The organism is Amycolatopsis umgeniensis (genome assembly GCF_014205155.1).
GTDB classification, from domain to species: domain Bacteria; phylum Actinomycetota; class Actinomycetes; order Mycobacteriales; family Pseudonocardiaceae; genus Amycolatopsis; species Amycolatopsis umgeniensis.
Genome location: NZ_JACHMX010000001.1, coordinates 3,800,844 through 3,815,612, shown reverse-complemented (window position 1 = coordinate 3,815,612; position 14,769 = coordinate 3,800,844). Strand labels below are relative to the sequence as shown.

The 14,769-nt window shown below is 67.9% G+C and carries 13 protein-coding genes; 10 read left to right on the top strand and 3 right to left on the bottom strand.

Features of this window, described 5'->3' with window-relative positions:
• Position 1: 1 nt before the first annotated feature.
• From HDA45_RS17625 to HDA45_RS17605, 5 genes are all read left to right on the top strand, one after another.
• Positions 2–1,171 carry a PrsW family glutamic-type intramembrane protease gene (locus HDA45_RS17625; protein WP_184896689.1) on the top strand — a complete coding sequence of 390 codons (1,170 nt, stop codon included), beginning with the start codon at positions 2–4 and terminating at the stop codon, positions 1,169–1,171.
• A 108-nt stretch (positions 1,172–1,279) separates the two neighbouring features.
• On the top strand, positions 1,280–2,242 hold the full coding sequence (locus HDA45_RS17620) for a Rossmann-like and DUF2520 domain-containing protein (RefSeq protein WP_378316007.1): 963 nt from the start codon (positions 1,280–1,282) through the stop codon (positions 2,240–2,242).
• Positions 2,239–3,147, top strand: coding sequence for a pantoate--beta-alanine ligase (gene panC / locus HDA45_RS17615; protein ID WP_184896685.1), 909 nt, complete (start codon positions 2,239–2,241; stop codon positions 3,145–3,147). The genes HDA45_RS17620 and panC overlap by 4 nt, the downstream gene beginning before the upstream one ends.
• A gap of 12 nt (positions 3,148–3,159) precedes the next feature.
• The gene (gene panD, locus HDA45_RS17610) at positions 3,160–3,654 is read left to right on the top strand and encodes an aspartate 1-decarboxylase (RefSeq protein WP_184896683.1); all 495 of its coding nucleotides are present in this window, start codon (positions 3,160–3,162) and stop codon (positions 3,652–3,654) included.
• A 5-nt stretch (positions 3,655–3,659) separates the two neighbouring features.
• Positions 3,660–4,448: a type III pantothenate kinase gene (locus HDA45_RS17605; protein WP_184896681.1), complete on the top strand. Its 789-nt coding sequence runs from the start codon at positions 3,660–3,662 to the stop codon at positions 4,446–4,448.
• Between the two features lie 90 nt (positions 4,449–4,538).
• Here the strand turns inward: HDA45_RS17605 and HDA45_RS17600 are convergent, their stop codons facing one another.
• A complete protein-coding gene (locus HDA45_RS17600) occupies positions 4,539–5,312 on the bottom strand; it encodes a methyltransferase domain-containing protein (RefSeq protein WP_184896679.1) in 774 nt (257 codons plus the stop codon).
• Positions 5,313–5,409: 97 nt separating this feature from the next.
• Here HDA45_RS17600 and lysS point away from each other — a divergent pair, with 97 nt between their 5' ends.
• Both lysS and HDA45_RS17590 read left to right on the top strand, forming a co-directional pair.
• Entirely contained in the window at positions 5,410–6,921 is a 1,512-nt protein-coding gene (gene lysS / locus HDA45_RS17595) for a lysine--tRNA ligase (protein ID WP_184896677.1), read from the top strand.
• 151 nt (positions 6,922–7,072) lie between these two features.
• The gene (locus HDA45_RS17590) at positions 7,073–7,426 is read left to right on the top strand and encodes a histone-like nucleoid-structuring protein Lsr2 (protein WP_005165380.1); all 354 of its coding nucleotides are present in this window, start codon (positions 7,073–7,075) and stop codon (positions 7,424–7,426) included.
• 6 nt (positions 7,427–7,432) lie between these two features.
• Here the strand turns inward: HDA45_RS17590 and HDA45_RS17585 are convergent, their stop codons facing one another.
• Entirely contained in the window at positions 7,433–8,278 is an 846-nt protein-coding gene (locus HDA45_RS17585; protein ID WP_184896675.1) for a DUF6597 domain-containing transcriptional factor, read from the bottom strand.
• Positions 8,279–8,356: 78 nt separating this feature from the next.
• On the opposite strand from HDA45_RS17585, the gene HDA45_RS17580 reads away from it, so the two are divergent.
• On the top strand, positions 8,357–8,938 hold the full coding sequence (locus tag HDA45_RS17580) for a TIGR03086 family metal-binding protein (RefSeq protein WP_184896673.1): 582 nt from the start codon (positions 8,357–8,359) through the stop codon (positions 8,936–8,938).
• On the opposite strand, the gene HDA45_RS17575 is transcribed toward HDA45_RS17580, so the two are convergent.
• Positions 8,935–9,702, bottom strand: a complete 768-nt coding sequence (locus HDA45_RS17575; RefSeq protein ID WP_184896671.1) for a (2Fe-2S)-binding protein — start codon at positions 9,700–9,702, stop codon at positions 8,935–8,937. The genes HDA45_RS17580 and HDA45_RS17575 overlap by 4 nt on opposite strands.
• Positions 9,703–10,121: 419 nt before the next feature.
• On the opposite strand from HDA45_RS17575, the gene HDA45_RS17570 reads away from it, so the two are divergent.
• Together HDA45_RS17570 and HDA45_RS17565 are read left to right on the top strand one after the other, a co-directional pair.
• Positions 10,122–12,680 carry an ATP-dependent Clp protease ATP-binding subunit gene (locus tag HDA45_RS17570; protein WP_184896670.1) on the top strand — a complete coding sequence of 853 codons (2,559 nt, stop codon included), beginning with the start codon at positions 10,122–10,124 and terminating at the stop codon, positions 12,678–12,680.
• Between the two features lie 302 nt (positions 12,681–12,982).
• On the top strand, positions 12,983–14,755 hold the full coding sequence (locus HDA45_RS17565) for an Hsp70 family protein (protein ID WP_184896668.1): 1,773 nt from the start codon (positions 12,983–12,985) through the stop codon (positions 14,753–14,755).
• Positions 14,756–14,769 lie beyond the last annotated feature (14 nt).

Here is a 14,769-nt window from a genome sequence, read left to right as displayed (position 1 = left end):
TGTGAGCGAGCCTTCCTCCCCGGAACCCGGCCTCGAACGGGCCCGCCGGTCTCGGTCGATCACCGTGCTGCTGCCGGTGCTCGGGCTGATCGCCGTCGCGCTGTGCGGGCTGTTCGTCTTCGGCACGGTGACCGAGAAGGTCGGCCTGCCCGCGGTGACGATCGGCGTGCTCGCGGCGCTCGTCCCGGTCGCCGTGGTGGTCACCGCGTTCCTGTGGGTCGACCGCTGGGAACCGGAACCGCCGAAGCTCCTGCTGCTGTCCTTCGTCTGGGGCGCGTGTGTCGCGACGATCATCGCGCTGCTGCTCAACAGCGGTGCCGAGGCCGTCGGTGACCTGCTGCTCGGCAGTGGCGGCGGCGGCAAGATCAGCGGCCTGATCTCCGCGCCGCTGGTCGAGGAAGCCGCGAAGGCCGCTTTCATCCTGCTGCTGTGGTGGCGCCGCCCGAGCGAATTCGACGGCGTCGTGGACGGCATCGTCTACGCCGGGTTCACCGCGGCCGGGTTCGCCTTCACCGAGAACATCTACTACTTCGGCCGCGCCTTCGCCGAGCACGGTTTCGGCGACGGCACGAGCGCCGGCGTGCTCGCGGCGTTCTTCCTCCGCGGGGTGCTCTCACCGTTCACGCATCCGCTCTTCGCCGTGATGACCGGCATCGGGCTCGGCATCGCCGCGAGCAGCAAGGTGCGCTCGCTGCGGATCCTGGCGCCGATCGGCGGCTACATCGTCGCCGTGCTGCTGCACGCGCTGTGGAACGGCGCCGCGCTGCTCGGCGGCGCCAAGACCTTCCTGAACGTCTATTTCCTGATCATGGTGCCGCTGTTCATCGGGGTCTTCTCGGTGGTGGTCATGCAACGGCGCCGTGAGCAGCGGATCGTCGCGGCCGCGTTGCCGATGATGGTCGACGCACGCTGGATCGCCCCTTCCGAAGTGCCGCTGCTCGCCAGCCTGTCCGGACGGCGGTCGTGGCGGAAACAGGCGCGGAAGCAGTCGGGACGGGACGCGGCGAAGGCCGTCGGCCGCTATCAGGCCAGCGTGACCGAGCTCGCGTTCCTCCGGCGCGGCAGGAAGCTCACCGACGAGGGAAAACAGCGGCAGCGTGAACTGCTGCACGTGCTCAAGACGTCGCGCGCCGATGCCGTGCGACTGGCGGACGGTGCTCCGCGCGGGTGACCCGTATCAGGTGAAGCTGGTCACGAGGGCCGGTTCGGACGCGCACAGGAGGGTTACCCTCGCGCCGTCGTCCGGTACCACGCGACCGCAGAGCGGGACTGGAACGAGTTGAGGAGTTTCGACCATGAGCGTCCACAGGCGCACGCCATGATGAGGCCCGCCCGACTGGCCGTGGGTGTCGTTTCCGCGGGTCGGGTCGGCAGCGTCGTCGGTGCCGCACTCGCGAGGGCCGGGCATACGGTCGTCGCCGCATCGGGGCTTTCCAACGCTTCGGTACGCCGGGCGGAGCAACTGCTCCCCGACGTGCCCCTCCTGCCCCCCGACGAGGTCGCCCGCCGCGCCGATCTCGTCCTGCTGGCCCTGCCCGACGACGCGCTCGCCGGGATGGTGCGCGGCCTGGTCGCGACGGGATCCCTGCGGCCGGGACAGATCGTCGTGCACACCTCCGGGTCGCACGGCATCGACGTCCTCACGCCCGCCGCCGAGGCCGGGGCGCTGCCGCTGGCCCTGCACCCGGTGATGACCTTCACCGGCCGCGCGGAGGACCTCGACAGATTGACCGCCTGCAGCGTCGGCGTCACTGCCACGGAGGGTGACGAAGCGGCCTGGAACGTCGGCGAGGCGCTGACCGTGGAGATGGGCGCGGAGCCCGTCCGGGTCCCTGACGAGGCGCGAGCGCTCTATCACGCGGCGTTGGCGCATGGCGCGAACCACCTGATGACACTGGTCGCCGACTGCGCGGAACTGTTGCGGGAGGCGGGAATCGGCCAGCCCGAACGCCTGGTGGCTCCGTTGTTGTCGGCGGCATTGGATAATGTTCTGCGACACGGGGACCGGGCGCTGACAGGGCCGGTGGCCCGTGGTGATCTCGGCACCGTGCGTAAGCATCTCGCGGTGCTGGCCGAACGTGGCCCCGACATCGCCCCGAGCTATCGCGCGCTGGCCAAGCGCACGCTGGCGCGCGGCGACGCCGCCGGGCTCCTGGACCCCTCGGCCGCCGCCGAGCTCACCGAACTCCTCAGTGATCCCGCAGATCCCGCAGATCCCGCCGAAGGGCAGCAAAACCAGTGACCACACCGAAATTCGCCCGAGGCACGCTGCACACCTTCCAGCCGCCGGAGCAGGTGAGCCAGGTGACGCGTGCCCTGCACGGGGTCGGCCGCAAGGTCGCGCTGGTACCCACCATGGGCGCCCTGCACGCGGGGCATCGCGAGCTGATCCGCCGGGCGAAGCGGCTGCCGAACACGGTCGTCGCGACGTCGATCTTCGTGAACCCCCTCCAGTTCGGGGAGGGCGAGGACTTCGAGGCGTACCCGCGTCCCCTGGACAAGGATCTCGAGGTGCTGAAGGAGGACGGCGTCGAACTGGGTTTCCTGCCCAAGGCGTCCGATCTGTATCCCGAAGGGGCCACCGTCACGGTGCACCCCGGCGCGCTCGGCGACGAGCTCGAAGGGGCGGTGCGGCCCGGGCATTTCGCCGGCGTGCTCACCGTGGTGGCGAAACTGTTCAACATCGTGCGGCCGGACTACGCCTTCTTCGGGGAGAAGGACTACCAGCAGCTGGTGCTGATCAAGAAGATGGTGCGTGACCTGAACTTCGAAACCCGCGTCATCGGGGTGCCGACGGTCAGGGAACGCGACGGGCTGGCGTTGTCCTCGCGCAACGTCTACCTGACTCCGGAACAGCGTGAGGACGCGATCGTGTTGTCGGCGGCACTCACCGCGGGTGCCTTCGTCGGGCGCGACGGCGCGGAAGCCGTGCTGGCGACCGCCAGGAAGACCCTCGCCGCGCGTCCCGCGGTCGAGATCGACTATCTGGAACTGAGGGGAACCGACCTCGGGCCCGCGCCCGTCGACGGTGAAGCGCGGTTGCTGATCGCGGCCAGGGTGGGGAGTACCCGGCTGATCGACAACGTGGGTGTGGTGCTCGGTGCCGCCGCGGACCATCCGGAACACGCGCTGGACGCAGGGGAATAGGGAGAGTCCACGATGTACCGCACGATGCTGAAATCGAAGATCCACCGGGCGACGGTGACCCAGGCCGATCTGCACTACGTCGGCTCGGTCACCGTCGACGAAGACCTGATGGACTCGGCGGATCTGCTGCCGGGCGAACAGGTGTCCATTGTGGACGTCACCAACGGCGCGCGGCTCGAGACCTACGTGATCGCGGGCGAACGCGGCAGCGGGGTGCTCGGCATCAACGGTGCCGCCGCGCATCTGGTGCACCCCGGCGATCTGGTGATCCTGATTTCGTACGCGCAGATGGAGAACGCCGAGGCGGCCTCGTTCCGGCCTCGGGTCGTCTTCGTCGACGCGGACAACCGGATCGTCGAGAAGGGCGGCAACCCCGGGCACGCGCCGGAGGGTTCCGGGCTGATGAGCGGCACCGTGACGCTGGCCGACGACGACACGATGACCTTCCCGGTCGCCGAAACCGCCGACGCCCGCCGTCTCGACGCGCTTCTGCACGCCGAAAGCTGACCCCTTTGCTGCTCACGATCGACGTCGGCAACACCAACATCGTGCTCGGTCTCCATGACGGACCGACGCTGGTGGGTGACTGGCGCATGCGCACCGACGCGCGGATCACCGCCGACGAGCTCGCGCTCACCATGCGCGGGCTCCTCGGCCCGCACGCCGACGCGATCTCCGGGATCAGCGCGCTGTCCACGGTGCCCGCCGTGCTGCGGGAGCTGCGCGTCATGCTCACGCGCTATTACGGGCGGTTGCCGAAGATCGTCATCGAGCCGGGGGTGCGCACGGGGGTGCCGCTCCTGGTCGACAACCCCAAGGAGGTGGGCGCGGACAGGCTGGTGAACACCCTGGCCGCGCACCATCTGCATCCCACCACCGCCTGTGTGGTGGTGGATTTCGGGACTTCGACCAACGTCGACGCCATCTCCGCGAAGGGCGAGTTCCTCGGCGGTGCTTTCGCGCCCGGTATCGAGATCTCGGTCGACGCGCTGGCCGCCCGGGCCGCGGCGCTGCGCAAGGTCGAGCTGGTGCCGCCGCGGTCGGTGATCGGGAAGAACACCGTGGAATGCCTGCAATCCGGCATCCTCTACGGGTTCGCGGGCCAGGTCGACGGCCTGGTGAAGCGGATCAAGCGCGAGCTTTCACCGGGCGGGGCGGAACCGGTCGCGGTGATCGCGACCGGTGGCCTGGCGACCCTGGTGCTGGAGGAGTCGGAGACGATCACCGAGCACGTCCCGGATCTGACGCTGCTGGGGCTCCAGCTCGTCTACGAGCGCAACCACGCCTCGTCACGTCCGTGATGAGTTCCGCCTTCAATCACGCGAGATCGCCGTCTGATCACGTGAGTTACGTCTTCCTGCCCCTGGGCAGGCCCCGGTGGGGCGCGGCGTTCACCGGCGACGCGCCCGGAAGACGGTGGTGGTGAGCGGCAGGTCGAATTCCCCCGACGCGGTTTCCGGGTTCCCGTCGAGGAATTCGCGCGCGGCGCGGAGTTTGGCTTCGCGTTCCTCCTCGTCGGCCACCAGCATGTGCGAATGGGTGGCGAGAGTGGCCACCAGGGTTTCCGCCGTCCTGGGTTGTTTGTGACCGAAAGTCTTCTTCTCGAACGGCTCGAAGGCCTCGTGTTCCGGAAGCGATTCGTAGTCGCTCAGCCAGCGCCTGCTCGCCGAGGCCTTGATCAACGTGTTGAGCTCGGCCAGCCAGCCCGCCGATTCGTCGTCGTGGTTCCACAGGGCCGCGACGGTTCCGCCCGGTTTCAGCACCCTGGCGATCTCCGGATAGGCGCGGTCGAGGTGGAACCAGTGGAAGGCCTGGCCCGCGACGACGGCGTCCACGGATGCGTCCGGCAGGGGGATCCGTTCGGCCGTCCCGATGAGCGGGGTGACGGCGGGGAACGCCTTGGTGAGCTCTTCGAGCATCTGGGCGTCCGGTTCGACGGCGGTGACCGTGACACCCAGCGCGAGCAGCCCCTCGCTGACCTTGCCGGTACCGGCGGCGAGGTCGAGGACCCGTTCCGGTGTTTCCCGCGCGCCCGCCAGCCCCCAGGCCAGTGCCTTTTCCGGATAGTCGGGCCGATGCGTGGCATAGGCGGCGGCCTTCGCGCCGAACGAGGCGGCGCGGCGGGCGTGCAGTTCGGGTTCGATGCCGGGAGTGGATGAGTTCACGTGACCGGAGGTTAATGGAGAGAAAAACCCGGCGACCCGGATGCGGAAAAGGTAATCCGGTTGGCGTAGGGAAGCGGCGGGTTCGTACGCTGTGCGCATGACTGAAATCCCCGCATCCGAGGGCGTGAGCCCCGACGAAGACCTGCCGGAACAGATGCGGGTGCGCCGGGACAAGCGCGACCGGATAATCGCGGAGGGTATCGATCCGTATCCGGTCGAGGTTCCCAGGACGCACTCACTGGCCGAAGTGCGAGCGAAGCATTCCGACCTTCCGGTCGACACGGCCACCGGCGAGATCGTCGGCGTCACCGGCCGGGTCATGTTCATGCGCAATACCGGCAAACTGTGTTTCGCAAGTCTCCGTGAAGGCGACGGCAACGAGTTGCAGGCGATGATCAGCCTCGCGAAGGTGGGCGAAGACGCGCTCGCGGCGTGGAAGTCCGATGTCGATCTCGGTGATCACGTATTCGTCGAGGGCGAGGTCATCACCTCCAAGCGCGGTGAGCTTTCCGTGATGGCCGACTCCTGGCGGATCACGTCGAAAGCATTGCGTCCGTTGCCCGTCGCGCACAAAGAGCTGGCCGAGGAAACGCGGATCCGGCAGCGTTATGTCGATCTGATCGTGCGTCCCAAGGCGCGGGACGTGGTCCGTACCCGCGCCGGTGTGCTGCGTTCCCTGCGTGACTCGTTTCACGGCCGCGGATTCCTCGAGGTCGAGACCCCGATGCTGCAGACGCTGGCGGGCGGCGCGGCGGCGAGGCCATTCGTCACGCATTCGAATGCCTTCGACCTCGATCTGTACCTGAGGATCGCGCCGGAGCTCTACCTCAAGCGTTGCGTGGTCGGCGGTATCGAGAAGGTCTTCGAGATCAACCGGAACTTCCGGAACGAGGGCAGCGACTCGTCCCACTCGCCCGAGTTCGCCATGCTCGAGTACTACGAAGCGTATGCGACCTACGACTCCAACGCGGTGATGACGCGTCAGCTCATCCAGGAGGCGGCGCAGAACGTTCTCGGTACTCAGGTGGCCACTCTCGCCGACGGTTCGGAGTACGACCTGTCCGGCGAGTGGACCACACTCGGAATGTACGAGTCGTTGTCCGAGGCGTTGTCGGAAGAGGTCACTCCCGAGACATCGGCGGACAAGCTGCGTTCCTATGCCGAAGGGCGAGAGCTGGAGCTCGACCCAAAGTTAGGGCACGGCAAACTCATCGAAGAACTTTGGGAACACCTCGTCGGCGATCATCTCCACGAACCCACTTTTGTCCGTGATTTTCCGGTCGAGACATCCCCGCTGACCAGGCAACACCGCAGCAAGCCGGGCGTGGCCGAGAAGTGGGATCTGTACGTGCGCGGATTCGAACTGGCCACCGGATACTCCGAGCTGGTCGATCCCGTGGTGGAGCGTCAGCGTCTGGTGGAACAGGCTCGGCTGGGTGCGCAGGGTGATAGTGAGGCCATGAACCTGGATGAGGATTTCCTCCGTGCGCTGGAGTACGGAATGCCGCCGAGCGGTGGTGTCGGAATGGGTATCGACCGGTTGCTGATGGCACTGACCGGCCTTGGTATCCGGGAGACCATCCTGTTCCCGCTCGTCCGGCCTGAATAACCCGTCCGCGTGACAGATACCTCGATCGTTCTGGTAAACGAGATTTGCGTTATGTCTCGGTAGCGGGTATTAATGTCGCTAGACAAAGTCTTCTGTCCGGGGCATGCCCCGTACCAGATCATTCGTGTAAGCCCCCAGCAGGAGGAAACAGATGGCACAGAAGGTGCTCGTCTCGCTCGTCGACGACCTCGACGGCACTGAGGCCGAAGAGACCGTCGAGTTCGGTTTGGACGGTGTCAGCTACCAGATCGACCTTTCCGCGGAAAACGCGGAAGAGCTTCGTGACGCGCTGGCGCAGTATGTGGAGCACGCCCGTCGCGCGGGTGGCCGTAAGCGCACCGCCATTCGTCCGGTCGCCGGCGTGAAGGCCGCCGCCCGCCCCGCGACCGTGGACCGCGAGCAGAACCAGGCCATTCGCGCCTGGGCCCGCAAGAACGGCTTCCAGGTTTCCGACCGTGGACGTATCCCGTCCGAGGTCGTGGAGGCCTACCACAAGAAGAACTGAAGTCTTTCAGGCTCCAGGGCCGCCGGGAAACTGTTCCCGGCGGCTTTCTTGTTCTTGTACACGGTTCAAGCGGGCGTACTCCGTGGGCGCCCATCCGGTCACGGAGCGGAAATCCCGGATGAAGTGCGCTTGGTCGCTATAGCCCAGCACTGTCGCCAGTTCCGCGTAGTCCGGCCGTTCCTCGGCCGCGATCCGTGCCGCCGCTTCGTTCAACCGGTATACCTGAATCGCCCATTTGGGGGCGGTACCGACATGTTCGGCGAAGAGGCGTTGCAGACTCCGCTGAGACAGGCCTGTTCGGCTTGACAGCTCGCCGACCCTGGTAATGGCCGGTTCGGCCGCGATTGTTTCCACCGCTTCGATGGCCGTCCCGGCCGCGGCGGTGAGCACGGGGTGTTTCGCCAGGAGCAGTTCCTCGCACCGGCGGACCATTTCGAAGTCGTCCGTCGCATTCCGTACCGATTCCGTCACTCCCGCGGCGACGGCGAAGAGATCGGTGAGCGGAACGGAACGGCCGGAGATCATCGTGACCGGGCCGGTGAGGAATGCCCGGAAAGCCCCGGGCCGGAATCGCACGCCGATACCGTGGTCCGCGCCCCGCACGACGTAGCGGAAAGGCTGTTTCCCGGGCCCGAACGCTCCCGCCGCGTCGCGGAAGAACGTGACGTTGACGGCGAGATTGGGCAGGACCACCTGTTCATGGGGCGGACGGCCGCTCAGATCCCAGCGCAGCACCCAGTGATGGTCCACGAACGGCCGCAGTTCGGGCGCGGGCCGATGGCGGACGAGCGTGAACGCCGCGCTCGCCTCCCGCGCGTTGACGATCCCCGCCGGGATCCGATGCCCGCTCACCGGTTCAACCTAGACCTGTCTCGAAACCTGTCGCGTTTCTTCAAGACGGCACGACCGTCCCCGTGAACTCATGCCCTCATGTCCGAACACGCTGCCCTCATCGCCCCCGCCGCCGCGGAATTCGCCGGAATCCTGCGCGGGATCGGCGAGACCGACCTCTCCGCCCGCACCCCGTGCGCCGAGTACGACGTCCGCGCGTTGCTGAACCACCTTCTCTACTGGGGTCCCTGGCTCGAAGCCGCCGGGCGCAAGACGTCGCCGCCCGAGGTGGCCACAGGTGAGGCGGAGGCGGGCCTCGTCGGCGCGGATTGGCTCGACGCCGTCGAGAAACAGACCGCGCGGCTCGTGGACGTCTTCGGGGCGCCCGAAGCGTGGCAGGGGATGACGGCACTCGGCACGGCGGAGATGCCCGCCTCGATCGTCGGCGACATGGTGCTCGGCGAGTTCGTCCTCCACGGCTGGGATCTGGCCCGCGCCGTCGGCCGCTCCGTCGACGTCGCGCCCGAAGCGGCCGAAGCCGTGTTGGCGTCCGCGGCGGCGATGGGCGATCAGGCCCGGGCGATGAAGGTGTACGGCGAAGAAGTCGTTGTCTCCGACGGCGCAACGACTTTCGAGCGCGCCTTGGGTACCACCGGACGGAATCCGGACTGGGTTCGCTAACCCTTTACCCGGATTCGCGGGCAGCCGTCGCATTCCGATTCCGCGGGTAACAGATAGGAGTAACAGCAGCTTTCGCGGTTTCTCGTCCACTCGCGGCGTCCGTCGGCCCCCGAAGCCAGCCGCAGTTTCGACGCCGACGTCAGCGGCGGGAACCGCGATTCGAGGACCAGCGCGGCGTCCGCGACCCCGGCGCCCTCGGCCGACGGCGTGCCGCCCAGCCGTCCCGCCGACCACAGCGCGTTGTCGAGCGAGTCCGTGGCCGCGGCCCACAGTTGCCGACGCCCGAGCCTCGTCAGCGGCGCGTAGACGTCGATGAACCGCTTCGCGTGCGTGACGAAGCGGCCGCGGAGGATCGCCGCGAGCGCTCGCTCGTCCGGGACGACGACGGCTCCCGGATGGGCCGACCCCGGGTCGGACGGCAGGCAGTGGAACCGGTCGCCGAGGACGGCGATCGAACCGGGATGCGGCCGGTCGCCCTCGATCCGGAAGGCCAGCGCGGACGGCGCCAGCGACGGGACGCGGCGCTCGTGGTGCAGCAGCATCGCGCCGGCGAACGCCGGGACGTGCAGGTACCAGGACAGGATCCAGCTCGCCGGGGTCCGCTCGGGGATCCCGGCCGCCTCCGGGTACTGCCCGGCCAGCCAGCCGCCGAGCCGCTCTCGCCAGGCCACGAGACGGGCCGGTTCGTCGAGCAGGTCGTCACAGCGAACCCAGTCCGAGTCGCCCTCGGGCACGTCTCCGCGGATCCTCGCGTCTTCAGGCATCCTCGAGAGGGAGGCCTGGAGTCCGTCTTCGGGTGACGCGAGCGCGGGGAGATACGACACGCCGGGCCTCCCGTCATTAGGTACGCCTAACCTTACATACGGTCCGTGACTACTCCGGACGGGTGTCCATCCTCTGGGCAGACTCTGTTCGCCGACCGTGTTCGCGCTCAGCGGACAACGGGCATCCGGCGGAATCCGGGCGCGTGTTCGCACGTTGGGCTTGACGTAAAGGTGCAGGGCAACCGGAAGATGAAACAGCGCACGGCCGGAGAACGGCACGGGCGCGAACGGGCCGCAATCAGCCGTAGTGGTACGCCAGCGCGACCGCATGGCTACTAGAGTGGTCTCACGGTGCTGAATCCATCGCGGTGAAAGCACGATGGAAACGGGCCGCCGTCGCAGCAGTCGAGGGAGTGCACATGTTTGAGAGGTTCACCGACCGCGCGAGGCGGGTGGTCGTCCTGGCCCAAGAAGAGGCCCGGATGCTCAACCACAACTACATCGGCACCGAGCACATCCTCCTGGGTCTGATCCACGAGGGTGAAGGTGTCGCCGCCAAGGCGCTGGAATCGTTGGGCATCGCGCTGGAGGGCGTCCGCCAGCAGGTCGAGGAGATCATCGGCCAGGGGCAGCAGGCCCCGAGCGGGCACATCCCCTTCACCCCGCGGGCCAAGAAGGTGCTGGAGCTGTCGCTGCGCGAAGCGCTGCAGCTCGGCCACAACTACATCGGCACCGAGCACATCCTGCTCGGGCTGATCCGCGAGGGAGAAGGCGTCGCCGCACAGGTGCTCGTCAAGCTCGGCGCGGACCTCAACCGGGTTCGTCAGCAGGTTCTGCAGCTGCTGTCGGGCTACCAGGGTGGCAAGGAGTCGACAGAGACCGGCTCCGGACGCGGTGAAGGCACCCCGTCGTCGTCGCTGGTGCTCGACCAGTTCGGCCGGAACCTGACCGTCCAGGCCCGCGAAGGCAAGCTCGACCCGGTCATCGGCCGCGGTAAAGAGATCGAGCGGGTCATGCAGGTGCTGTCGCGGCGCACCAAGAACAACCCGGTCCTGATCGGTGAGCCCGGCGTCGGCAAGACAGCCGTCGTCGAAGGGCTCGCGCAGAACATCGTCAAGGGCGAGGTGCCCGAGACGCTGAAGGACAAGCAGCTCTACACCCTCGACCTCGGCTCCCTGGTCGCCGGTTCCCGGTACCGCGGTGACTTCGAAGAGCGCCTCAAGAAGGTGCTCAAGGAGATCAAGACTCGCGGCGACATCATCCTGTTCATCGACGAGCTGCACACGCTCGTCGGCGCGGGTGCCGCCGAGGGCGCGATCGACGCCGCGTCGATCCTGAAGCCGATGCTGGCCCGTGGCGAGCTGCAGACGATCGGCGCGACCACTCTCGAGGAGTACCGCAAGTACATCGAGAAGGACGCCGCGCTGGAGCGCCGTTTCCAGCCGATCCAGGTCGGCGAGCCGTCGCTCGAGCACACGATCGAGATCCTCAAGGGTCTTCGCGACCGGTACGAGGCGCACCACCGCGTCTCGATCACCGACGGCGCGCTGGTGCAGGCGGCCACCCTGGCGGACCGCTACATCAACGACCGGTTCCTCCCGGACAAGGCGATCGACCTGATCGACGAGGCGGGCGCCCGGATGCGCATCCGCCGGATGACCGCGCCGCCGGACCTGCGCGAGTTCGACGAGAAGATCGCCGACGTGCGCAGGGACAAGGAGTCCGCGATAGACGCGCAGGACTTCGAGCGCGCCGCTCGCCTCCGTGACGAGGAGAAGACCCTCCTCGGCCAGAAGGGTGAGCGGGAGAAGCAGTGGAAGGACGGCGACCTCGACGTCGTCGCCGAGGTCGACGAGGAGCAGATCGCCGAGGTCCTCGCCAACTGGACCGGTATCCCGGTGTTCAAGCTCACCGAGGAGGAGACCACGCGTCTGCTCCGCATGGAGGAGGAGCTGCACAAGCGGATCATCGGCCAGGAGGACGCGGTCAAGGCCGTCTCCCAGGCGATCCGCCGGACCCGTGCCGGCCTGAAGGACCCGAAGCGCCCCTCCGGCTCGTTCATCTTCGCCGGTCCGTCCGGTGTCGGTAAGACCGAGCTGTCCAAGGCGCTGGCGGCGTTCCTGTTCGGCGAGGACGACGCGCTCATCCAGATCGACATGGGCGAGTTCCACGACCGCTACACCGCTTCGCGGCTCTTCGGTGCCCCTCCGGGCTACGTCGGCTACGAAGAGGGTGGCCAGCTGACCGAGAAGGTGCGGCGCAAGCCGTTCTCGGTGGTGCTGTTCGACGAGATCGAGAAGGCCCACCAGGAGATCTACAACACGCTCCTGCAGGTCCTCGAAGACGGTCGTCTCACCGACGGCCAGGGTCGTACGGTCGACTTCAAGAACACCGTGCTCATCTTCACCTCGAACCTGGGTACCTCGGACATCTCCAAGTCCGTCTCGCTCGGGTTCTCGTCCGGCGGCGACACCGCCAACCGGTACGAGAAGATGAAGCAAAAGGTCAACGAGGAAATGAAGAAGCATTTCCGGCCCGAGTTCCTGAACCGGATCGACGACATCATCGTCTTCCACCAGCTGACCAAGGACCAGATCATCCAGATGGTCGATCTGATGATCGCCCGGGTCGAGAAGCAGCTCAAGGCCAAGGACATGGACCTCGAGCTCACGCCGAAGGCCAAGTCGCTGCTCGCCAAGCGCGGCTTCGACCCGGTGCTGGGCGCGCGGCCGCTGCGCCGCACGATCCAGCGCGAGATCGAGGACCAGCTGTCGGAGAAGATCCTGTTCGGCGAGGTCCAGGCGGGCCAGATCATCCTGGTCGACGTCGAAGGCTGGAACGACGAAGAGGGCGAGAAGGACGACAAGGCGCACTTCGTCTTCCGTGGCGAAACGCGACCCTCGTCGGTCCCGGACGCCCCGCCGGTGAGCATCGGTGCCGGCACCAGCGAAGAGAACGGTGAAGCCGAGGGCGAGTAAAGCCTCGGTGGTAACGGAAAAGCCCGTCGCGGGTTCACCGCGGCGGGCTTTTCCGTGTTCCGCCCCCAATCACGCGAGTCGCGCCTCCAATCACGCGAGTTCGCCATCTGATCACGCGAGTTCGCTTTCTGCGCATAGGCGGCCATGCGTGATCGGAGGCGGGACACGCGTGTTTGGACGCGGGACTCGCGTGTTTGGGGGCGGGACACGCGTGTTTGGGGGCGGAACTCGCGGGATCGGGTGGACGGCAAGGCGGATTCGGGGGGCGTGAGACGATGCCATCGGGTCCGGGAGGGGGTCAGGTGGACGTTCTGGCGATCGATTTCGGTACCTCCAGCACGGTGGGGGTGCTCTCGATCCACGGCAGGGGGACGCAGGTCGTCGAGATCGACGGATCGGTGACGATGTCGTCCGCGATCTACGTCGACAAGGACGGCACCGTCTTCGTCGGCCGTGACGCGGAACGCCGGGCCCGGCTGGATCCGAGCCGGTTCGAAGCGAATCCCAAGCGGCGCATCGACGAGGGCGCTCTCCAGCTCGGTGACGTCACGCTCCCGATCGCCGACGCCTTCGCCGCCGTCCTGCGCCGTGTCGGCGAGGAGGCGGAGCTGCTCCTCCAGCGCCCGCCCGCGCAGGTGCGCATCTCCCATCCCGCGGGCTGGGGCCCCGATCGCAAGCAGATCCTCCGCGACGCCGCCCTCAAGGCCGGATTCGGCACCACGCTGCTCATTCCCGAGCCGGTCGCGGCCGCCGCGCATTACGCCTCCCTCAACCACGGTCAGCGGCCGCCGGGCCCGATCGCGGTGTACGACCTCGGGGCGGGCACCTTCGATTGCGCCGTCGTCGGCGTCAGCGCGCAGGGGTTCGCCGTGCTCGCCGAGGACGGCTTGCCCGACCTCGGCAGTCTCGACATCGACCAGGCGCTGCTGGTGCACATCGGCCGCGAGGTCTCGCATTCCGATCCCGCGCAGTGGCAACGCATTCTGCGGCCGCAGGCGGTCAGCGACCGCCGGACGCGCCGCTCGCTGCTGCAGGACGTCCGTGACGCCAAGGAGAGCCTCTCCCGGCACCAGCAGACCGAGATCCCGATGCCGGAGCCGTTCGGCGACGTACGGGTGTCGCGGATGGAACTCGAGGCGCTCGTCCGGCCGAGTTTCCTGCGCAGCGGCGAACTCCTGGCCGCCACGATCCATCGCGCCGGGCTTTCCCCGGCGCGGCTCGGCGGGGTCTACCTCGTCGGCGGGCCGAGCCGGATGCCGTTGCTGGCGAGTTTGCTGGCGAACCAGCTCAGGATCGCGCCGACGACGCAGGATCAGCCGGAGACGGCGGTCGCGTTCGGGTTGCACCACGTACCCGCGGGCGGCGAGGACTCGCAGCTGACCGTGCCCGCGTTCGCGCCCGTCGCGCCGCCGGTGCGCCAGCCGCCCGTTCCGCAGCAGCCCGTCCAGCAGGCGCCGCGGCGTCCGCAACCTCCGCGCTGGACGCCGCCCCCGCCTCCGCCGGGCCGGAACTGGCAGAAGCCCACGGCGTACGGCGTGATCGTGCTCGCCCTCGCGGCGATCGTCACGACGGTTTTTCTCCTGAGCGGGGGCGAGCAGGAGCCCGTCGCCGTACAGGCTCCGGCGCAAAAGCCGGTCTGCGATCAGCCGGGACCGAAGGACGCGCAGGGATTCACGGACTGCCTCCGCCGGATCGCCGCCGTCATCCCGCAGCGGGACGAGTGCCGGGACGCGCCGGACGCGGCCGCCGCGATGGGCGCGTCGTCCGCGGTCACCTGTGTGTTCAAGAACGACGAGGCGTCGAACGCGATCAACTACTACCAGGGCGTCGCGATGACCGGACTGGAGGACGACGCCCGGCGGCAGATGACCAAGGGCAAGCCCGTCGAGGGCGCCTGGGCGGCCGACGGGCTGCGGGGGCGCTATCTGGCGGGCGTCGGCAAGCGAAGCGGCATCGTGCTCTTCGGGACCGAAGACGCGCCGCTGAGCGCGATGCTCGTCTCGACCCGGAGCGACGGCACCGCGCGGACGACCGCCGAGATGGTCGACTTCTTCACCGCCCAGCTCAAGCCGTGATTAGGTTACCCTAA